This window comes from Curtobacterium sp. MCPF17_046 (assembly GCF_003224295.1).
GTDB lineage: Bacteria > Actinomycetota > Actinomycetes > Actinomycetales > Microbacteriaceae > Curtobacterium.
The window spans coordinates 230,396-250,238 of the sequence record NZ_QKLB01000004.1 but is presented as its reverse complement, the minus strand read 5'-3'; the positions used below and the strand labels follow the sequence as shown (position 1 = coordinate 250,238).

The window sequence follows — 19,843 nt, the reverse complement described above, 5'->3', positions numbered from 1 at the left end:
TCCCCGACGCCGGGGAAGGTCCCCGACGCCGGTGCAGGTCTCCGACGGCGGTCCCGAGCCCGCTCCCGGTGCCGGTCCCACGCCCGGCGCCGGTCCCGGTGTCGGCCGCCCTGCCGGTGCCGGTGCAGGCGCTGGCGCCGGCCCCGGGAAGACGGACGGGAGGCCCGGTACCAGCTGGTACCGGGCCTCCCGTCGTGTCGTACGGGCCGTCAGCCCTTCTTGGCGGCCGCCCGGCGCTCGGCGCGGTTGTTCGCGTCAGCCTGCCCGGTGGCGGTCGCGGCGGAGCCGAAGGCCGAACCCCGCTCGGGGGCCGCCGCTTCCTGCTCGGCCTGCTCGCGCTGGGCCCGCGCTGTCGCTGCCTGCTCAAGGCGGCCGGCCTCGTCGCGGACCTCGACCTCGCCGTCGATGGACGGCGCCGAGTACTCGAGTCCGGCGTTCTCACCCTCCTCGCCGAGCCCCTTCGCCTCGATGACGGCGCTGTCGCCGTCCGACTGGACCTGCACCTCGAGGTTGAAGAGGAACCCGACCGACTCCTCGCGGATCTGGCCCATCATCGTCTGGAACAGCGCGTAGCCCTCGCGCTGGTACTCGACGAGCGGGTCACGCTGCGCCATCGCGCGGAGGCCGATGCCGTCCTTGAGGTAGTCCATCTCGTACAGGTGGTCCCGCCAGCGGCGGTCGATCACCGAGAGGACGACGCGACGCTCGAGCTCGCGCATCGCCTCTTCGCCGAGGGTCTCCTCGCGCTTCTGGTAGGCGAGCTGGGCGTCGGACAGGATCTCCCGCGCGAGGAAGTCCCGCGTGGCCTTGCCCTTCGAACCGGCCTCGGTGATGACCTCGTCGATGGTGATCGAGATCGGGAACAACGTGCCGAGCTCGGTCCACATGGCGTCGAGGTCCCAGTCGTCCGGGGAACCCTCGCCGGTGTGGGTGTCGATGACGTCGTCCACGACGCTCTTCAGGAACGACTGCGCGCGCTCGTGCAGGTCGTCGCCCTCGAGGATGTGGCGGCGGTCGCTGTAGATGGCCTCGCGCTGGCGGTTCAGGACGTCGTCGTACTTCAGGACGTTCTTGCGGATCTCGGCGTTGCGTCCCTCGACCTGCGCCTGTGCGGAGCGGATCGCCCGCCCGACGAGCTTGTTCTCGATCGCCAGGTCGTCCGGCACGTTGCCGCGGCCCATGAGGCTCTCGGCGGCACCGGAGTTGAACAGCCGCATGAGGTCGTCGGTCAGCGACAGGTAGAAGCGGCTCTCGCCGGGGTCGCCCTGACGACCGGAACGACCACGCAGCTGGTTGTCGATCCGGCGGGACTCGTGCCGCTCGGTCCCGAGGACGTAGAGACCGCCGGCTTCCCGGACCTTCTCGCTCTCCTCCTCGACGGTGGCCTTCATCGCCGAGAAGACCTTGTCCCACTCGGCTTCGTACTCCTCCGGCGTCTCCGTCGGCGACAGGCCCTTCGCGTGCATCTCCTGCACCGCGAGGAACTCGGCGTTGCCACCGAGCATGATGTCGGTTCCACGACCGGCCATGTTCGTCGCGACCGTGACGGCGCCGGCGCGACCGGCCTGGGCGACGATCGCGGCTTCACGCGCGTGGTTCTTCGCGTTGAGGACCTCGTGCTTCACGCCCTTCTTGGCGAGGAGCTTCGACAGGTACTCGGACTTCTCGACGCTCGTGGTACCGACCAGGACCGGCTGGCCCTTCTGGTGACGCTCCTCGATGTCGTTCGCGACCTGCTCGAACTTGGCCTGCTCGTTCTTGTACACGAGGTCGGTCTGGTCGATGCGCTGCATCGGGCGGTTCGTCGGGATCGGGACCACGCCGAGCTTGTACGTGGACATGAACTCCGCCGCCTCGGTCTCGGCGGTACCGGTCATGCCGGAGAGCTTCTGGTACAGGCGGAAGTAGTTCTGCAGGGTGATCGTGGCGAGCGTCTGGTTCTCGGCCTTGACCTCGACGCCCTCCTTGGCCTCGATCGCCTGGTGGATGCCCTCGTTGTAGCGGCGGCCCATCAGGATGCGGCCGGTGTGCTCGTCGACGATGAGGACTTCGCCGTTCATCACGACGTAGTCCTTGTCGCGCTTGAACAGGGCGACGGCCTTGATGGAGTTGTTCAGGAAGGAGATCAGCGGGGTGTTCGCCGACTCGTACAGGTTGTCGATGCCGAGGTAGTCCTCGACCTTCTCGATGCCGGGCTCGAGCACGCCGACGGTGCGCTTCTTCTCGTCGACCTCGTAGTCCTCGCCCGGGGTGAGCCGCGTGGCGATGGAGGCGAACTCGGTGAACCAGCGGTTCGCCTCGCCCGACGACGGGCCGGAGATGATGAGCGGCGTCCGGGCCTCGTCGATGAGGATCGAGTCGACCTCGTCCACGATGGCGAAGAAGTGGCCGCGCTGGACCATGTCCGACGCCTGCCACGCCATGTTGTCGCGCAGGTAGTCGAAGCCGAACTCGTTGTTCGTGCCGTAGGTGATGTCGGCGGCGTACTGCTCGCGGCGCTCGGCCGGCGACTGGCCCGCGACGATGCAGCCCGTGGTCATGCCGAGGGCGCGGAAGACGCGGCCCATGAGCTCCGACTGGTACGACGCGAGGAAGTCGTTGACCGTGATGACGTGCACGCCGCGCGACGGGATGGCGTTCAGGTACGCCGCGGTCGTCGCGACGAGGGTCTTGCCCTCACCGGTCTTCATCTCGGCGATGTTGCCGAGGTGGAGCGCCGCGCCGCCCATCAGCTGCACGTCGAAGTGCCGCATGCCCAGGGTCCGCTTGGAAGCCTCGCGCACGGCGGCGAACGCCTCGGGCAGGAGGTCGTCGAGGGTCTCGCCGTTGGCGTACCGCTCGCGGAGCTCGGTCGTCTCCTCGAGGAGTTCCTCGTCCGTCAGACTCGCGAAGTCGTCCTCGAGGTCGTTGATCGCCGAGGCGTACGCCTTCAGCCGACGGAGGGTCCGCCCTTCACCGATGCGGAGGACCTTCTCCAGCACGTTTGCCACGTGAGCTCCTTACGAAGTCGTCGTGCGCGGTCCGCGCGCCCGATCAGCCAGTCATGCTAGCAACCCGCCGCAGCCCGGCGCTGGGAGCAGGACGAGTGCATGCCGGACAGCACGAGTGCGCACGGTCCGAACGGACCGTGCGCACTCCCGAGCGCTGCTAGGCGTTCGCGGAGGTCGTCTCCTCGACCAGGACGTGCTCGCTCCCCCGGGCGTCGGCGCCCGGGTTCTCGTCGATGCCGATGACGCCGTAGTCCCAGCCCTTGCGGCGGTAGACCACGCTCGGTCGGTGGGTCTCGGAGTCGACGAACAGGTAGAAGTCGTGTCCGACGAGCTCCATGTGGTACAGCGCGTCGTCGACCGTCATCGGGGCGGCCTCGAACACCTTCTGACGGATGACGACGGGCGAGTACGCCTGGTCGTCGTCCTCGTGGTCCGCTGCCTGGTCGACGTCGACCACGGGGACGGCGCCCGTGGCGACCTCCTCGATGAGCTTGCCGTCCGCGGGCTCGACCCCCATGCCCTCGAAGCCGGCACCGGCGGCCTCGGCGACGGACGTCGGGCGGTGGCGCCCGCGGTGCACCTTCTTGCGGTCCCGAGCCCGGCGCAGGCGCTCGGCGATGCGCGCGAAGGCCAGGTCGAATGCCGCGTACTTGTCCGACGCGGCGGACTCGGCCCGGACGAGCGGTCCGGGTCCGATGATGGTCAGCTCGACGCGGTCCTCGCCCTGCGCCCCGCTGCTCTTCTCGTGGTGCCGACTCAACCGCACCTCGAACGCGAGGGCCCGGTCGGCGAGGGCGTCGATCTTCTCGGACTTCTGCTCCACGTAGGTCCGGAATCGGTCGGTCACTCCGACGTTCCGGCCCGTGATCGTCACGTCCATGGCGGCTCCATCCACTTTCGGCGGTTCGCCTCCGTCCGGCGAACACCAACGCCTTGCCGCGAGGCTAGACCCTGCCGCCCGAGCGGGTGCTCGCGTCGGGCGGTCGGGCGGGGACACCCACCGGATGCCCAGGGGACACTCGGCGTTCACACCTCGACGCTCGCGACCGCGACGCACCGGACCACACGTCCGCCCGCGGCCCGCACTGCTCGGACCGCCTCGGCCATGGTCACCCCGGTCGTCACGACGTCGTCCACCACGACGACGTCCCGCCCGGCGACGAGCGCGGGGGCGCTGAGGGTGCCGACCGTGGCGGCGACGCGCTCGATGCCGGTGCGCTCCTTCTGCCCGCCACCGCCCCCGTGCGGGTCGGCACCCCCGCGAACGGTCCCCGCCGCCCGGTCCACACCCGGCAGCGCCGCCGGGACGGCGACCCGTCGGAGGGCGGGGGCTCGCCGCACGCCCGCGCGGCGGAGCACCGTCACCACCGGGTCGAACCCACGACGGCGGTGCCCGCGCGCCGACGGGGGCACCCGCAGGACGACCGCGCCCGGCGCCGCGGCGAGCGCCGACCGCACCAGGTCGGCCGTCCGGTCCGTCAGGGGTGCGACGACGTCCACCCGGCCGCGCAGCTTCCACTCGAGCACGAGCGTCCGCACGAGTCCCTCGTACTCGTACGCCGCGTCGAGTCGGACCCCCGCGACGAGCCGGGTCCGTCCGGGGAGGACCGCGAGCGTCCCCCGGCAGGTGTGGCACAGCGCCCGGTCGGGCGCACCGCACCCGACGCAGTCGACGGGCAGGAGCACGGCGAGCACCGCGCTGACGGCGTCACGCCATGGACGGTCCGCGCCGGGGACACGACCGGGGACACGACCGGCGACCGGACCGGACCCGGCCGGATCCGGGGCGGAGGCACGGCAGACGTCAGGAGTAGGCGGGGGCCCGGGCACGGGCCCAGGTCCAGGTCCAGGTCCAGGTCCAGGTCCAGGAGCGTGCGGTACCACGGACGGCAGCTGTGGGGACGACATGACCCGATGCTCGCCCGGCGGAGCCCCGTCCGGGTGCGCCGCCCGGCGGACTGTGGACGGGCCTCCCGGCCGGCCCCGCCGTGACGGGGAGGCGCTCAGCGCTGGATGCCGAGGACCTCGGCGTCGACGCCGGTGGTGTCCCACCCTCCGCCGGTCGACTGCAGCATCGACCCGTCGGTCATCCGGAGCAGCAGCGCACCACCGCTCCCCCCGGCGATGGTCGTCGCCGTGCCGCCGGGCTTCGCGAGCGTCTCCGGCTGGCCGCCGACCGTCGTCCGGACGACGCTCGCCCCCGTGCTCGTCCGTCCGACGGACGCGACGTCGAGTTCGTCCACCCAGGTCGCGCTCACCGGGTCGCCAGCCGCGGCCTGGACGCGCACCGGCGGACCGAGGGACGTCGGGGCGCGGTCCGAACCCCTCGTGATCGCGACCACGTACAGGGCAGCACCGTCGTCGGTGTCGAGGAGCGCGAGCGCACGGGTGGAGTCACGGGAGACCTGGAAGGACACGAGCTCCCCCTCCGGCAGGGTCGAGGTGACCTGGTGCGGGTCGCCGCCGGTGCCGTAGGCCGTGATCGACCGGGCGTCGGAGCGCTCCGCCACCCACACGAACCCCTGGTCGTCGATCGACGGGGGCACGAGGTCGTCCCGGGTGTCGACCCGGAGCGGGTCCTTGCCGCTGCGCACGACGAACACGCCGTCGCGGTTGCCGACCGCGGCGAGCGTGCCCGAGGCGGACAGCGCGAGCGACCGCGGGTCGAGCGCGGCGATCCGGCCGCTCATCCCGCCGCCGAGGCCGGTGACGTCCCCCGTGCTCGGCGTCGCGAAGCCGGCGGCACCGTCCTGCACGACCAGGGGCCTCGCGTCGACGTCGGGGTTCCGCTGGGCACTCGTGCCGCTCGAGTCCGGCAGGGGCACGGGCACGCTCTCGACGGTGAGGTCGACGGAGGAGACGGTCGCGATGGAGGACAGCGAGTCGGTCAGCTGCTCCCGCATCCGGACCTTGTCGACGGTGGTCGCGCGCAGCGCCTCGCTCGACAGGTCGACCTGGGCGCTGCCGCTCTCGATCGTCACCGCGTTGAGCGAGAGCTGGGTGCCCTCGGGGAAGGACGAGACCACGGTGCCCTCGAGCCACTCGGCGGGGCCGGCGAGGAGCGCGCTGACGATCCGCGTGCTCGTCGAGGACCGGGCGAGGAACCACCGCTCGTCCGGCACGAGGTACCGGTACGTCGGGTCGTAGAAGTAGAGCGCGTGCGGCTGGAACACCGAGACGAAGTTGATCGGGGACAGGATGATGCCGTCGGGGGCGTAGGCGATCCGCCACTCACCGTCCTCCCGCGTGAACTGGAACGTCAACGTCGACGAGGTCGGGCGGACCGCCTGGGTGTACTCGCCGTCCGCGTCGACCGAGGCGCTCGCGCTGAGCGTGTAGGTGAGCTCACGCGTCCCGACCCGCTCGACCTGCCCGTCACCCTGCCGGATCGTCACGCCCTGGCGCGGGTTCCACTTCTGCGAGAAGCCGGCGCTGAGGAACTCGCGGGCGACGGCGTAGTCGTTCTGGGCGCCGGTCGCGGCGTCGATGAACTGGGTGAGCAGCTCGGTCTGGTCGGATCCGGCCTCGGGGCCGGAGGGGCGGTAGTCCACGCCGCCGGACTGCGACTCGTCCGTGATCGACCGCCCCGCGCGGACCGGCCCCTCCTCGGGGATCGCGGCGCACGCCGAGACGGCGAGGAGCGTCACGGCCGCGAGCGCCGTCGCGAGCAGGCGTCGGAGTCGCCGGGCTCCGGGTCGAGCGGTCCTGGTCATGGTCGGTCCTCCGGTGCGGTGGGTCCGTCGTACGACTCGTCGAGTGCGGGCAGCGGGATGGCCGAGGTCGCCGGAGCCTCGTCGGTACGGCGCGGCAGGACGAGCACGAACGCCGATCCCTCACCCGGTCGGGACCAGACGTCGATGCGGCCGCCGTGCAGCTGCGCGTCGCCCAGGCTGATGGCGAGCCCCAGCCCCGTGCCGCCGATGGTGCGTTTGCGGCTGGGGTCGGCCCGCCAGAACCGGTCGAACACCCGGGCGGTGTCCTCGGGCGGCATCCCGACGCCGCGGTCCCGGACCGCGATCGCGACGGAGCGCGAGTCGCTGTCGACCACGACGTCGACCGGGCGGCCGTCACCGTGCTCGACCGCGTTGCCGACGAGGTTGCGGAGCACCCGACGGATCCGGCGGCCGTCGAGCTGCATCGGCGTGTGCCCGCCGGGGCTGGCGAAGCGGAGTTCGATGCCGACCCGTTCGGCGAGCGGACGGAACTCGTCGACGATGTCGGCCGTGAGCGCGGCCGGGACGACCGGCTCGGTCTCGAGCTCGACGGCCTGGGCGTCGTACCGCGAGATCTCGAGGAGGTCGGCGAGCAACAGCTCGAACCGGTCGACCTGGGCGTGCAGCAGCTCCGCGGAGCGGGCGGCGGCGGGTTCGAAGGCGTGCCGGGCGTCGTAGAGCAGGTCCCCGGCGAGGCGGATGGTGGTGAGCGGGGTGCGCAGTTCGTGGGAGACGTCCGACACGAAGCGCTGCTGCACGCGGGAGAGTTCGGCGAGCTGGGTGATCTGCCGGCTCACCGCGTCCGCCATGTCGTTGAAGCTCCGGGCGAGGGTGGCGATGTCGTCCTCGCCCCGGACCGGGATGCGTTCGTCGAGGCGTCCCGCGGCGATCTTCCGACTCGTCTCGGCGGCACCGCGGATCGGCAGGACGACGAGCCGCACCACGAGGGACGTGACGAGGGCGATGAGGACGATGAGCGCGACACCGCCGATGGACAGCGTCTGCGACACGAAGTCCAGGGTCTGCTGCGCGTCGGACAGGTCGTAGACCAGGTACAGCTCGTACTGGCCGGCGCTCGGGATCTGCAGCGTGGACCCGACGGCGAGACCGGGGCCGCGTCCGTCCGGCCCGTCGAGCCGCACCGGTTGCAGACTGAGTTCGCCGGTGTCCGCGGCGACCCGCTTCCGGAGTTCGTCCGTGATGACGGCGTCGGGGAACCGGGTGCTCGCGACGTTCTGCAGGATCTGCGGGGTCGGTTCGCCGGGTGTCCGCTCGATCGCGATGCTCGTGCCGCCCGGGCTCGTCGTGTTCGAGAGGATCGCGTTCTGCGCTTCGCTCTGCAGGGACTCGAGTTCGGTCTGGTTGTTGTCCTCGGCCGCGGTGGCGGCGTCGAAGATCCCCTGCGCGACGATGGTGGCGCGCGCCGACTCGGCCTCGATCTGGTCGCGACGCTGCGCGTACACGTTGTTCGAGATGCTGACCATGACGGCGGTGCCGATCACCGCGACGGCCAGACCGGTGGTCGCCACGGTGATCGCGACGGACCGGACCATGAGCGAGCGGCGCCACAGATAGGCGATCCCGCGCCAGACGCGGCGGAGCCAGTACCGGGCCCGCCGGCGCACCCGGCGGAGCGGCACCGGGACCGACGTCGACGGCACGGCCGTCAGCTCTGCGCGCCGGCCCGGTACCCGACGCCGCGGACGGTGGTCACGATGCGCGGGTTGTCCGGGTCGTGCTCGATCTTCGCGCGGAGGCGCTGCACGTGCACGTTCACGAGCCGGGTGTCCGCCTTGTAGTGGTAGCCCCAGACCTGCTCGAGGAGCATCTCGCGGGTGAACACCTGGCTGGGCTTCTCGGCGAGGGCACGGAGCAGGTCGAACTCGAGCGGGGTGAGCGCGATGGGCCGGTCTCCGCGGCGGACCTCGTGTCCGGGGACGTCCACGACGAGGTCGCCGACGTGCAGGACGGTCGCGTCCGACGCGGACGGCCGGAGCCGGGTGCGGATGCGCGCGACGAGCTCCTTCGGGTTGAACGGCTTCACGACGTAGTCGTCGGCACCGTTCTCGAGCCCCGCGACGACGTCGGCGGTGTCGCCCTTCGCGGTGAGCATGATGATCGGCGTGCCGCTCTCGGCGCGGATCCGGCGGCACACCTCGATGCCGTCGATGCCCGGCAGCATGACGTCGAGCAGCACGAGGTCGGGCTTCGTGGCGTGGAACGCGTCCACGGCGTCGTTGCCGTCGGCGCTGAAGTCGGCCTCGTAGCCCTCCGAGCGGAGGACGATGCCGATCATCTCGGCGAGGGCATGGTCGTCGTCGACGACGAGGATGCGCGGTGTCATGGGATCGGGACTCCGAGGGGCAGGGCGGGGGTGCCCGGGGACGGGCACGCTCCGCTCACGATAGCCGAGCCCTCATCGGCGCACGTTTTCCGACAGGATGGACACGGTCGCCGCGTCCGGCGGCGACCGGACGACGGGGGACGGCGCATGGTCGACGGCGGATGGCAGGTTCCGGGAGCGGGGACGCCACCGGAGCACACGGGCGGTCCCGAGCGCGCGTCCGGCGCACCAGGGTGGCCCACGCAGGGCGGTCACGGCGGCCCGGGAGGCCCGGTGTACTCCCCCGCGCGGCCGGCGTCCGTCGGTGGGCCGGGAGGTCCGGGGCACCAGCCGCCACCGCTCCCGTCCGTCGGAGGGCCGGGTCCGCAGCCCGTCCGCCCGGTCATCCCGCTCCGTCCGCTCGGCCTCGGCGACGTGCTCGCCGGCGCCTTCACGGTCTTCCGCCGCAACGCGCGGGTGCTGCTGCTCTGGGCCGTGCTGCTCTCCGGCGTGCTGGGCCTCGTGTCCACGCTCACCTCGGCCTTCGGGCAGCGCACCCTGCAGTCCCGCATGCTCGCGGCGGTGGACGGCACGGGTGACGCCGACACGATCATCGCGGGCACCGTGACGTTGTACGCCGTGCTGTCGATCGGCCTCCCGTTCCTGGCGTACCTGGCGCGCGGGTTCCTCGTCGCCCCGATCGCGGTCGACACCGGGCAGCGCGTCCTCGGACGGCGCGGCACGTTCCGTGGGCTGTGGGCACTGCTCGCCGGACGTCGGCGATCGGTCCTCGGGTGGATCCTGCTGCAGCTCGCCGGCGGGGTCGTGCTCGGGACGGTCTTCGTCCTGGTCGTGCTCGCGTTCGTGGCCGCCCTGTCCGCCGGTGACGGTGCCGTCGGGTGGTTCGTCCTGACGATCGTCGTGATGGTCCTCGGGTTCGCCGTGCTCGTCGCCTTCTTCACCACGCGGTTCGCCTTCACCGTCCCGACCATCGCGCTCGAGGGCCGCGGGGTCTTCTCGGCCGCCGGGCAGTCGTGGCGCCTCACCCGTGGCGCGTTCTGGCGGACCTTCGGGATCCTGCTGCTCGTGCAGGTGGTGCTGGCCTTCGCGGCGAGCATCGCCAGCGTCCCGCTGACCGTCGGGCTCACGCTGTTCTCCGGGGTGTTCGACCCGCTCGGTCAAACCGGATCCTCGACCGCCGGAGGGCCGCCCTCGGTCGGCGCCGTCGTCACGCTCGCCATCGGCAGCCTGCTCGTGATCGCGGTGCAGTGCGTCACGGACGTGCTGACCGCGTCGATCACCACCTTCCTGACGATCGACCGGCGCATCCGGACCGAGGCGCTCGACCAGCGCATCGCCGCGCACCTGGAGACCGGGCAGCCGGCCGACCCCTTCGCGCCGTCGAGCCCCGGCGACCGGCAGTCGTGGTCGCCCCGGCAGGGCTGGCCCCAGCAGCAGGGCTGGCCCGAGCAGCAGGGCTGGCAGCAGCAGCAGGGCTGGCCAGAGCAGCGCTGGCCCGAGCAGCAGGCCCCGCCGAGCGGTCGCCCGTGACCGCGGTCGACCCGGACGAGGCCCGCCGCCTGCTCGAGCAGGAGCTCGGCCGCGCCGAGTACCGCGGGGCGCAGGAGACCTGGTGGGACCGCGCCTCCCGGGCCTTCCTCGACTGGCTCGGGTCCCTGCTGCCGGACGGTGGCGGCTCCACCACGTTCGGGCGGACCCTGCTCGTGATCGCGGTCGTCGTGCTCGTCGCCGTCGTGGTGCTCGTCGTGGTCACCCGCGGGCTGCCGCGCCGACGAGCACGGCTGCGCGGCGAGGACCCGGGCGGGGTGTTCGACGACGACGACCTCCGCTCGGCGAGCGCCGTCGCCGCTGCGGCCAGCGCGGCGTTCCGGGCCGGGGACTGGTCGACCGCGGTGCTCGAGGGGTACCGCGCGCTGGCCCGGGGTCTCGGCGAACGGGACCTGGTCACGGTGGTCCCCGGGGCCACCGCCCGTGCCATCGCGGACCGCGCCACGGTGCCGTTCCCCACCCTCGGCACCGTGCTGCGGGACGCGTCGGACGCCTTCGACGCCGTCCGGTACCTCGGGGTCGACGCCGACGAGGAGACCGCCCGGCGCGTGCTCGACGCCTCCGCGGCGGTGCGCGCCGCCCGACCGGTCACGACGGGCGGCCCCGGCGGCCCGGGCGGACACCGCGCCGGCACAGGGACCGGCACCGACGCCGGCAGCGCTCCCGGCCCGGCGGGTCCCTCTGTCCCGGCACGGCCCGCCGACCGGACGGACGCCGACCGGACGGGCGCCGACCCGGGGGTCCGGGCATGAGCACCACCGCGACGCCGGCGGCACCGGCCGGAGCGGCTGCCGCCCCGACCGGGCCGACCCCGCGTGACCGTGCCCTGCGCATCGGTGCCTGGGCCGCGGTGGTCGTCGTCGGGCTGCTCCTGGCGGTCCTGACCGCCGCCGTCGGTCCCGGCCAGCAGCCGTCGGACGTCCCGCTCGACCCGTCGTCGACGACGGGCAGCGGCTCGCGGGCACTGGTGCGGGTCCTCGGCGAGCAGGGCACCGAGGTCACGGTCGTCTCCGACGCCGACCGGATCGGCAGCGGCGAGGGCACCGTCCTGGTGGACGACTCGGCCGGGGTGCTCGCCCCGTCCGTCGCCCGCCGCATCGCGAGGACCGCGGCCGACGTGGTCCTCGTCACCACCGACCCCGGCGTCCTGGAGGCGTTCGGCCTCGACGCGCGTCCGGCCGGCGCGTCCTCGACGGACACCACGGCGTCGACCGCGTCGTGCGCGATCCCGGCCGCCCGCGACGCCGGGACCGTCAGCACCGCCGGGGTCACCTACGCGACCGACGACCCGGACGTGGTCCGCTGCGTCCCGTCCGGCACCGGAGCGGACCGTCGGTGGGGTCTCCTCCGCACGGCGACCCCGGCCGGGCACGTCACCGTCGTCGGCACGACGGCGGCCTTCCGGAACGACACCGTGACCCGTGCGGGCAACGCGGCCCTGGCGCTCGGACTGCTCGGCAGTCAGGAGGACCTGGTCTGGTACGTGCCGACGGCCGGGGGCGCCGACGCCGCTCCCTCGCTCGGCGACCTCGCTCCGCCGTGGGTCCCGAGCGCGATCGGCGTGCTCGGCGTGGTGGCGGTCGCCGCGGCGGTCTGGCGCGGCCGACGGCTCGGCCCCCTCGTGGTCGAACACCTGCCGGTCGTGGTCCGTGCCGCCGAGACCACCGAGGGACGCGCGCGCCTCGCCGTGCGGGTCCGCGACCGGACGCACACGCTCGACACGCTCCGGATCGCCGCGGTCCGCCGGATCGGGCGGCAGCTCGGCCTGCCCCGCTCCGCACACGTCGACGAGGTGGTGCGCCGGACCGCCGCCGGGACCGGCCGACCGGTCGGGCAGGTCGGAGCAGTGCTCGTCGGCGGGCCCACCGGCGACGACCGTGCGCTCGTCGCCGGCGCGACCGCCCTCGACGACCTGGAGGACGCGGTCGGCCTGGCCGTGTCCGGGGACGTGCGCCGAGCCTCCCGGACGGCTCCGCCGAGGACCGCCGACGACGCGAGCCGCACTCCCCCCACAGGTGCGCGCGCGCGGCGCGGTCCCCGGGACGGCGTCGCCGGCCGGGCCGCACCGCCGACACCCCCGTCCACGACACCGACCCCGCCCACACCACCAGGAGGACGACCGTGACCGACCTGCCCACCACACCCGCACCCGGGCCCCGCTCGGGCGGCGACCCCCTGCGCGAGGTCCTCGGTCGCGTCCGCACCGAGGTCGGCAAGGCCGTCGTCGGCCAGGAGGGCGCGGTCTCCGGCATGATCGTGGGTCTGCTCGCGCAGGGACACGTCCTGCTCGAGGGCGTCCCCGGCGTCGCGAAGACCCTGCTCGTGCGGAGCCTCGCGGCGGCGATGTCGCTCGACACGAAGCGCATCCAGTTCACACCGGACCTGATGCCCGGCGACGTCACCGGCTCGCTCGTGTACGACGCCTCGACCGGGACCTTCCCGTTCCGCGAGGGGCCGGTGTTCACGAACGTGCTGCTCGCGGACGAGGTGAACCGGACGCCCCCGAAGACGCAGTCCGCGCTGCTCGAGGCCATGGAGGAACGCCAGGTCAGCGTCGACGGTGCCGCCCGGCCGCTGCCCGACCCGTTCTTCGTCGCGGCGACGATGAACCCCATCGAGTTCGAGGGGACGTACACGCTCCCGGAGGCGCAGCTCGACCGTTTCCTCATGAAGCTCACGCTCGACCTGCCACCGCGCGACGTCGAGTGGCAGGTCCTCCGCCGGCACGCCGACGGGTTCGTGGCGCGGGACGTCCGTTCCGCCGGCATCGTACCCGTCGTCGGCGTCGACGAGGTCCGTGCCGCGCAGCGCGCCGTACGGGCCGTCGGCGCCCGGGACGACGTGCTCGCGTACGTGGTCGACCTGGCCCGTGCCACCCGGCAGGCACCGTCCGTCCGCGTCGGGGTGAGCCCGCGCGGGTCGACCGCGCTCCTCGCCGCTGCGAAGGCCTGGGCCTGGCTGACCGGCTACGACGCCATCACACCCGACCACGTGCAGGCGATGCTCCTGCCCGTCTGGCGGCACCGGCTCCGCATCGCGCCCGACGCCGAACTCGAGGGCGTCGGGGCGGACGGCGTGCTGCAGCAGGTGCTCGAGCAGGTCAGGGTGCCGATCTAGTGGCCGTCACCGGTCGGTTCGTCGCGCTCCTCGCCGTCGCGATCGTCCCCACCGTGTTGCTCGGCAGCGGGTGGGGCGGTCTCGCGTGGATCGGCCTCGTGGTGCTCGCCGCCGCCGTCGACCTCGTGCTGGCGGCCGACCTGCGACTGGTGCGGGTGGAACGGCGGATGCCCCGCCTCGCCCGCCGCGACACCACGGCCGAGGGGACGCTGGTGCTCGCCAACGACGGTCGGCGGGTGCTGCGGGCGGTGGTCCGGGACATGTGGGAGCCCTCGGCCGGCCACGGACCGCGTCGGATCCCGATCACCGTGCCCGGAGGCGAGCGCCGCACCGCCCGGATGCGGTTCGCCCCCTTCCGTCGCGGCCGACGCACCACCGCCGGGATCGCGCTCCGGGCAGCCGGCCCACTCGGACTCGCCGCGCGGCAACGGGTCGTCGCTGCGCCGGACGCCCTGGTGGTCACCCCGCCGTTCCGGTCGCGGCGACACCTGCCGTCACGCCTGGCCCGCCTGCGGGAACTCGACGGCGAGACGACCCTGCAGCTGCGCGGGCACGGTACCGAGTTCGACTCCCTCCGCGACTACGTCCGCGGGGACGACGTCCGGTCGATCGACTGGCGTGCCACGGCCCGGCGGCAGGACCTCGTTGTGCGCACCTGGCGGCCGGAGCGCGACCGCCGGGTCGTGGTCGTCGTCGACGCCGGTCGTGCCGGAGCCGGACGGGTCGACGACGAGCCCCGCCTGGACACCGCGATCGAGACGGCGCTGCTCGTCGGGGCGCTCGCCGCCGCTGCCGGGGACCGGGTCGACCTCGTGGTGCTCGACGACACCGTCCGGGGTCGCGTGCACGGCGCCACCCGGGCGGACGTCGTGCAGCGGTTCGGGGAGACCCTGGCCACCGCCGAGCCCGGGCTCCGGGCCACCGATTGGGCGGCCGTCCCGGCGATCGTCGACGCGGTGACGACGCAGCGGGCGCTCGTGGTGCTCGCGACGAGCCTCGACTCGGTGGGCGCGTCCGGCGACCTGCTCGCGGTGCTGCCTGTGCTCGGCCGTCGGCACGCCGTGGTCGTCACGTCGGTCGAGGACCCCGCCGTGGTGCGGATGGCCGCGACCGGTGGGACGACGGACGGGGGCGGGGCGGACGCGGCGGGTCGGCGCGCCGAACGAGACCGGACCGGACGAGACCGGACCGGACGCGACGGGACCGGGCGCGCTGCCAGGGACCGGGCCGGAGACGGAGCCCCGACGGGTCGCCGGACCGGGTCGTCGCATCGGCTCGGCTCGTCACGGCTGGACGGCTGGTCGGTGCGGGACGGCTGGTCGCGGAAGGACGCGGAGCAGGTGTACCGACGCGCCGCCGCGGAACGGACGCTCCTCGACGCCGACGGCGTCGCGGAGGTCGCCAGACGCGCGGGTGCCGAGGTGGTGCGGGGGCTGCCCGAGGACGTCCCACCGCGCACCGCGGACGCGTACATCCGGGCGAAGGCGTCCGGGAGGCTCTGACCCGGTCCGGCGGGCAGGTCGCGACGGACGCGATGCACAGCCCCGGAGCGGGCAGGACGCGGCGCACGGCCGCGGATCGCGCACGGCGCCACGGACGCGGTGCGGGCACGGCGCGACGGACGCGGTGCGGGCACGGCGCGACGGACGCGGTGCGGGCACGGCGCGACGGTCGCGGTGCGCAGCTCCGGAGCGGGCAGGACGCGGATCGCCGACCGCCGACGGCCGGTCGGGGGCCGTGGACCGGGTCAGCCCGCGACGATCGCCGCGGCGCCGCGGTCGAACTCGTCGAGGTCCCCGCGCTCCCCCGCCCGGTACGCCCGACCGCCGAGCACCCACTGGTACGCCAGGACCAGGGCGAGCGCGACCGTCCCGATGCCGATCTTCACCGGCCACGGCCACTCCTGCCGGGTCACGGTGCCCTCGACGACGCCGGACAGCAGCAGCGTGAGCACGAGCCCGATCGCGACCGTGATGAGCGCCCGCCCGTCCTCGGCCAGGGCCTGCGCGCGGGTCCGGGCACCGGGGGCGATCCACGACCAGGCGATCATGAGGCCGGCACCGCCCGCGAGGAAGATCGAGTACAGCTCGAGCTGCCCGTGCGGCGCGATGTAGAGGAAGAAGTCGCCGAGCCGCCCCTGCGAGTGCATGATCGACGCCGAGACACCGAGACTGACCGCGTTCTGCATGATCGCGTACGGCACGAACAGTCCGGTGATCCCGAACGCGACCATGCTTGCCGCGATGTACGCGTTGTTCGTCCACACCTGCGCGGTGAAGGCACCGAGGCCGTGGTCCGAGTAGTAGTCGACGAAGTCCTGCGTCGCGTACTGCCGGAGCGCGGCGTCCGTGCCGAAGGTGGCGACGGCGCCCGGTGTGGAGGCGATCCAGACCGCCGTGATGCCCGCGACGAGGACGGTGGCGACCGCGACCCAGATGGTCACCCAGCGGATGCGGTACAGCGCCGCCGGCAGCTGCAGTGCGAAGAACCTGGTCAGCATGGTCAGCGGGTCGGCCGGTGTCCCGGTGAACCGGAGCCGGGCACGGTGCAGGGTGAGGGACAGCCGGTCCCCCGTGGCGGACCGGGGCGCGGCGGCCCGGATCCGCGCCAGGTCGGTCGCGGCGGCCTGGTACCCGGCGACCAGGCGGTCGACGTCGGCACCGGAGGACGGGCGGCGCCGGGCGAGCCGGTCGAGCTCCGTCCACCGCTCGCGGTGCACGTCCGCGTACGCGTCCAGGTCCATCCGTCTCCCCCTCGGTCCTCCGCCGCCGACGGCCGTCACGGCGTCGACCGGGACGTCGCCCCCACCGTCACCGCGTCGAGCCCGTCCTGCCGCTCGTGGCACGCTTCCGCCAGAATGATCCCATGCCGAAGCGCAGCACGCCCCGCGACCTGGCGGACGGACGGTTCGTCCGCGCGCTCGACGACACCGACGACGCACTCGTCGTCGGCGAGGCGGTGGCGCTCGACGTCGTCCCGGCAGGCATCGTGCTCCGTCTCGCGGCGGCGCTCCTCGACGCGCTCTGCCTCGGCGTGCTCCTCGTGATGTTGCTCATCGGCCTGTCGCGCGTCTGGCCGGCAGGCGTCGACGACGCGTGGGCAGCCGCGTCGCAGATCGCCGTCGTCGTGACCGTGTTCGTGCTCGTCCCCGCGGCCGTCGAGACGGCGACCCGGGGCAAGAGCGTCGGGCGGTACGCGCTCGGGACGCGGGTGGTCCGGCTCGACGGCGGCGCGGTGTCCTTCCGCCACGCCTTCACCCGGTCGCTGGTCGGTCTGCTCGAGCTCTGGGGCACCGTCGGGTCGCTCGCGCTCGTGGTCGCCCTGTTCGGCTCCCGACCGCGCCGCCTCGGCGACCTGCTCGCCGGCACCGTGGTCCAGCACGAACGACTCCCGCGCTCCGCTGCCCCGTCGGTGTCCCTGCCGCCGTCACTGGCCGGCTGGGCCCGCGTGGCCGACGTCCGAGCGCTGCCCCAGCGGCTCGAGAACCGGCTCGGGGCGTTCTTCCGCGGGGCCGCGTCCGTGCAGCCAGCGCACCGGGACGCTGCAGCCCGCGCCCTCGCAGCCGAGGTCGCCGAGTACGTGCACCCGGTCCCGCCGGTGCCGCCGGAGGAGTTCCTGGCCGGTGTCGTGGCGCTCCGACGACAGCGCGACGCCCGGGCGTTCAGCTCCCGGCTGCGCGCGCTCGACACGGCCACCGGTGTGGCGGGCGCCCGCCCGCCCGGCTTCCCGCGCTGACCCACGCGGACGCGAGCCGGCGCCGGCGTCAGTACCGGTAGTGCTCGGGCTTGTACGGGCCCTCGACGGCGACACCGATGTAGGACGCCTGCTCCGGACGGAGTTCGGTGAGCCGCACGCCGAGCGCGTCGAGGTGCAGCCGCGCCACCTTCTCGTCCAGGTGCTTCGGCAGCACGTAGACCCCGGTGGGATAGGCGTCGAGGCGGGTGTGCAGCTCGATCTGCGCGAGCACCTGGTTCGTGAACGAGTTGCTCATCACGAAGGACGGGTGCCCGGTGGCGTTGCCGAGGTTCATGAGGCGGCCCTCGCTGAGGACGAGGATCGAGCGGCCGTTCGGCAGGCGCCACTCGTGCACCTGCGGCTTGATCTCGACCTTCTCCACCCCCGGCAGGGTCTCGAGCCCGGTCATGTCGATCTCGTTGTCGAAGTGCCCGACGTTCGCCACGATCGCGAGGTGCTTCAGCGCCAGCATGTCCTCGACCCCGACGACGTTGAGGTTGCCCGTGCAGGTGACGACGATGTCGACCTCGCCGGCGACGTCCTGCAACCGGGCGACCTGGTAGCCGTCCATCGCGGCCTGCAGTGCGCAGATCGGGTCGACCTCGCTGACGATGACGCGCGCGCCCTGCCCACGGAGGGCCTCGGCAGCGCCCTTGCCGACGTCGCCGTAGCCGACCACGAAGGCGACCTTGCCGCCGATGAGGACGTCGGTGGCCCGGTTCAGCCCGTCGGGCAGCGAGTGACGGATGCCGTACTTGTTGTCGAACTTCGACTTCGTCACGGAGTCGTTCACGTTGATCGCCGGGAACTTCAGCTCGCCGTTCCGGGCCAGCTCGTACAGCCGGTGCACGCCCGTCGTGGTCTCCTCCGTGACGCCCTGCACCTCGGCCGCGATGCGGGTCCAGCGGTCCGGGGACTCCTCGAGCGAGGCGGCGACCGTTGCCAGCACGATCTTCCACTCGGCGCTGGCGTCCGCACCGGCCTCGGGCACCCGGCCCGCTGCCTCGGCGTCGGCACCGGTGTGCACGAGCATGGTCGCGTCACCGCCGTCGTCGAGGATGAGGTTCGGCCCGGTCCAGTCGGCCCCGGCCGCCGCGGCCTCGGCGCTCCAGTCGAAGACCTGGGTGGTGCACCACCAGTACTCCTCGAGGGTCTCGCCCTTCCACGCGAACACGGGGACGCCGGCCGGGGCATCGGGCGTCCCGGTCGGGCCGACGGCGACGGCCGCGGCCGCTTCGTCCTGCGTGGAGAAGATGTTGCAGCTGGCCCAGCGGACCTGGGCGCCGAGCGCGACGAGGGTCTCGATGAGGACGGCCGTCTGCACGGTCATGTGCAGCGAGCCGGCGATGCGCGCGCCTGCGAGGGGCTGTGAGGCGCCGAACTCCTCGCGCAGGGCCATCAGGCCGGGCATCTCGTTCTCGGCGAGGCGGATCTGGTGGCGTCCGGCCTCGGCGAGCGTGAGGTCGGCGACGCGGAACGGGACGGCGGCGCGGGTTTCGATCGGCATGGGGACCAGTCTCCCACGGTCTCCGGACCCGGGTCAGGACGGGGTGCGGTCCGGGGTCCTCGGCGGCGGGTCGCGGCGGACGACCTGCCATCCCCGCGGCACCCGGAGCGTCGCGGCATGCCGGGCGCAGAGGTCGTAGCCGTGCGGTTCGACGCGCGTGGACAGCGGTCCGACGACCACCATGGAGTCGGCGTAGTCGTACGTCAGGGTCGCCGAGGCGCCCGCGCCACAGGCGACCTTGCTGCAGATCCGTACGTCCATACCGTCTGCGACCCTACCGGCAGCCGCCGTGGGGGCCGCCGCGTACGATGGGCGGATGCGTCGCAAGCCCCCTCCCGTCCCGCGGGTCGACCGTGCTCGCGGGCGTTCCCGGCACGGCCGGGGGTACCGCTCGAGCGTCACCGGTCCCGAACTCGCACCCGTGACGACCCGCGCCGAGGTCTTCGACCGCGTCGTCGGCGACACCGCGCACTACCTGGTCGGCCTCTGGCCGGAGGAACTCGCCGGGGTCGTGTTCCAGGTCGCGGACATGCCGCACGACGCGACGCTCCCCGACGCTCTGCCGCGGTGGCGGATCGACCGGGACGGCCGCCGCGTCACGGTGTTCCGGATCCCGGTGGAGCGTGTGACGCACAGCCCGGAGAAGGACGACGTGGACCGGCGCATCGTCGTCGAGACCGCGGTGTTCCGCGCCGTGGCCGAGCTCATCGACAAGGACCCGTGGGACCTGGCACCGGACCGCTACCGGCACTGGTGACCCGGGCCTCCCGGCCGGCACCGCGCGCAGGCGACGACCGCCGGCCGACCCGGCGGACGCACCAGGGCCAGACCCGCCAGCCGCAGACCCGCCAGCCGCAGACCCGCCAGCGGCAGACCCGCCAGCGGCAGA

Annotated in this window: 16 protein-coding genes; 7 read left to right on the top strand and 9 right to left on the bottom strand. The window is 73.6% G+C overall.

Annotation, left to right across the window (positions count from 1 at the left end):
* Nucleotides 1-209: 209 nt before the first annotated feature.
* From secA to mtrA, 6 genes are all read right to left on the bottom strand, one after another.
* Complete coding sequence (gene secA, locus DEJ32_RS05825; protein WP_110824484.1) at nucleotides 210-2,990, bottom strand: preprotein translocase subunit SecA; 2,781 nt, start codon at nucleotides 2,988-2,990, stop codon at nucleotides 210-212.
* A 157-nt stretch (nucleotides 2,991-3,147) separates the two neighbouring features.
* A complete protein-coding gene (gene hpf / locus DEJ32_RS05820) occupies nucleotides 3,148-3,870 on the bottom strand; it encodes a ribosome hibernation-promoting factor, HPF/YfiA family (protein WP_258365945.1) in 723 nt (240 codons plus the stop codon).
* A 146-nt stretch (nucleotides 3,871-4,016) separates the two neighbouring features.
* The gene (locus DEJ32_RS05815; RefSeq protein WP_181420590.1) at nucleotides 4,017-4,685 is read right to left on the bottom strand and encodes a phosphoribosyltransferase family protein; all 669 of its coding nucleotides are present in this window, start codon (nucleotides 4,683-4,685) and stop codon (nucleotides 4,017-4,019) included.
* Nucleotides 4,686-4,993: 308 nt separating this feature from the next.
* Nucleotides 4,994-6,703: an LpqB family beta-propeller domain-containing protein gene (locus tag DEJ32_RS05810; RefSeq protein WP_110900599.1), complete on the bottom strand. Its 1,710-nt coding sequence runs from the start codon at nucleotides 6,701-6,703 to the stop codon at nucleotides 4,994-4,996.
* Nucleotides 6,700-8,364, bottom strand: a complete 1,665-nt coding sequence (mtrB, locus tag DEJ32_RS05805; RefSeq protein ID WP_258365944.1) for an MtrAB system histidine kinase MtrB — start codon at nucleotides 8,362-8,364, stop codon at nucleotides 6,700-6,702. The genes DEJ32_RS05810 and mtrB overlap by 4 nt, the downstream gene beginning before the upstream one ends.
* Nucleotides 8,365-8,369: 5 nt before the next feature.
* Complete coding sequence (mtrA, locus tag DEJ32_RS05800) at nucleotides 8,370-9,047, bottom strand: MtrAB system response regulator MtrA (RefSeq protein ID WP_110824488.1); 678 nt, start codon at nucleotides 9,045-9,047, stop codon at nucleotides 8,370-8,372.
* 414 nt (nucleotides 9,048-9,461) lie between these two features.
* Between mtrA and DEJ32_RS05795 the strand changes: the two genes are divergently transcribed.
* The 5 genes from DEJ32_RS05795 to DEJ32_RS05775 are packed head-to-tail and all read left to right on the top strand — an operon-like array spanning nucleotide 9,462 to nucleotide 15,214.
* On the top strand, nucleotides 9,462-10,577 hold the full coding sequence (locus DEJ32_RS05795; RefSeq protein ID WP_181420589.1) for a glycerophosphoryl diester phosphodiesterase membrane domain-containing protein: 1,116 nt from the start codon (nucleotides 9,462-9,464) through the stop codon (nucleotides 10,575-10,577).
* The gene (locus tag DEJ32_RS05790; protein WP_110900597.1) at nucleotides 10,574-11,347 is read left to right on the top strand and encodes a DUF4129 domain-containing protein; all 774 of its coding nucleotides are present in this window, start codon (nucleotides 10,574-10,576) and stop codon (nucleotides 11,345-11,347) included. Before DEJ32_RS05795 ends, DEJ32_RS05790 begins: the two co-directional genes overlap by 4 nt.
* Nucleotides 11,344-12,720 carry a DUF4350 domain-containing protein gene (locus DEJ32_RS05785; protein ID WP_110900596.1) on the top strand — a complete coding sequence of 459 codons (1,377 nt, stop codon included), beginning with the start codon at nucleotides 11,344-11,346 and terminating at the stop codon, nucleotides 12,718-12,720. Before DEJ32_RS05790 ends, DEJ32_RS05785 begins: the two co-directional genes overlap by 4 nt.
* Nucleotides 12,717-13,712 carry an AAA family ATPase gene (locus DEJ32_RS05780; protein WP_375342312.1) on the top strand — a complete coding sequence of 332 codons (996 nt, stop codon included), beginning with the start codon at nucleotides 12,717-12,719 and terminating at the stop codon, nucleotides 13,710-13,712. Before DEJ32_RS05785 ends, DEJ32_RS05780 begins: the two co-directional genes overlap by 4 nt.
* Nucleotides 13,712-15,214 carry a DUF58 domain-containing protein gene (locus tag DEJ32_RS05775; RefSeq protein WP_258368909.1) on the top strand — a complete coding sequence of 501 codons (1,503 nt, stop codon included), beginning with the start codon at nucleotides 13,712-13,714 and terminating at the stop codon, nucleotides 15,212-15,214. Before DEJ32_RS05780 ends, DEJ32_RS05775 begins: the two co-directional genes overlap by 1 nt.
* A 245-nt stretch (nucleotides 15,215-15,459) precedes the next feature.
* On the opposite strand, the gene DEJ32_RS05765 is transcribed toward DEJ32_RS05775, so the two are convergent.
* Entirely contained in the window at nucleotides 15,460-16,455 is a 996-nt protein-coding gene (locus DEJ32_RS05765; protein ID WP_110900595.1) for a stage II sporulation protein M, read from the bottom strand.
* Between the two features lie 122 nt (nucleotides 16,456-16,577).
* Here DEJ32_RS05765 and DEJ32_RS05760 point away from each other — a divergent pair, with 122 nt between their 5' ends.
* Nucleotides 16,578-17,447: an RDD family protein gene (locus tag DEJ32_RS05760; RefSeq protein WP_110900594.1), complete on the top strand. Its 870-nt coding sequence runs from the start codon at nucleotides 16,578-16,580 to the stop codon at nucleotides 17,445-17,447.
* A gap of 28 nt (nucleotides 17,448-17,475) precedes the next feature.
* On the opposite strand, the gene ahcY is transcribed toward DEJ32_RS05760, so the two are convergent.
* Together ahcY and DEJ32_RS05750 are read right to left on the bottom strand one after the other, a co-directional pair.
* Nucleotides 17,476-18,954 carry an adenosylhomocysteinase gene (gene ahcY, locus DEJ32_RS05755; protein WP_110900593.1) on the bottom strand — a complete coding sequence of 493 codons (1,479 nt, stop codon included), beginning with the start codon at nucleotides 18,952-18,954 and terminating at the stop codon, nucleotides 17,476-17,478.
* 33 nt (nucleotides 18,955-18,987) lie between these two features.
* Entirely contained in the window at nucleotides 18,988-19,215 is a 228-nt protein-coding gene (locus DEJ32_RS05750; RefSeq protein ID WP_110824495.1) for a DUF3499 family protein, read from the bottom strand.
* Between the two features lie 55 nt (nucleotides 19,216-19,270).
* On the opposite strand from DEJ32_RS05750, the gene DEJ32_RS05745 reads away from it, so the two are divergent.
* Nucleotides 19,271-19,711, top strand: a complete 441-nt coding sequence (locus DEJ32_RS05745; protein WP_110824496.1) for a metallopeptidase family protein — start codon at nucleotides 19,271-19,273, stop codon at nucleotides 19,709-19,711.
* Nucleotides 19,712-19,843 lie beyond the last annotated feature (132 nt).

Coding starts and splice junctions, on each gene's coding strand:
- ahcY (WP_110900593.1), bottom strand. CDS start 18,954: ATGCCGATCGAAACCCGCGCCGCCGTCCCGTTCCGCGTCGCCGACCTC.
- DEJ32_RS05810 (WP_110900599.1), bottom strand. CDS start 6,703: ATGACCAGGACCGCTCGACCCGGAGCCCGGCGACTCCGACGCCTGCTC.
- hpf (WP_258365945.1), bottom strand. CDS start 3,870: ATGGACGTGACGATCACGGGCCGGAACGTCGGAGTGACCGACCGATTC.
- DEJ32_RS05750 (WP_110824495.1), bottom strand. CDS start 19,215: ATGGACGTACGGATCTGCAGCAAGGTCGCCTGTGGCGCGGGCGCCTCG.
- DEJ32_RS05765 (WP_110900595.1), bottom strand. CDS start 16,455: ATGGACCTGGACGCGTACGCGGACGTGCACCGCGAGCGGTGGACGGAG.
- DEJ32_RS05760 (WP_110900594.1), top strand. CDS start 16,578: ATGCCGAAGCGCAGCACGCCCCGCGACCTGGCGGACGGACGGTTCGTC.
- DEJ32_RS05745 (WP_110824496.1), top strand. CDS start 19,271: ATGCGTCGCAAGCCCCCTCCCGTCCCGCGGGTCGACCGTGCTCGCGGG.
- DEJ32_RS05785 (WP_110900596.1), top strand. CDS start 11,344: ATGAGCACCACCGCGACGCCGGCGGCACCGGCCGGAGCGGCTGCCGCC.
- mtrA (WP_110824488.1), bottom strand. CDS start 9,047: ATGACACCGCGCATCCTCGTCGTCGACGACGACCATGCCCTCGCCGAG.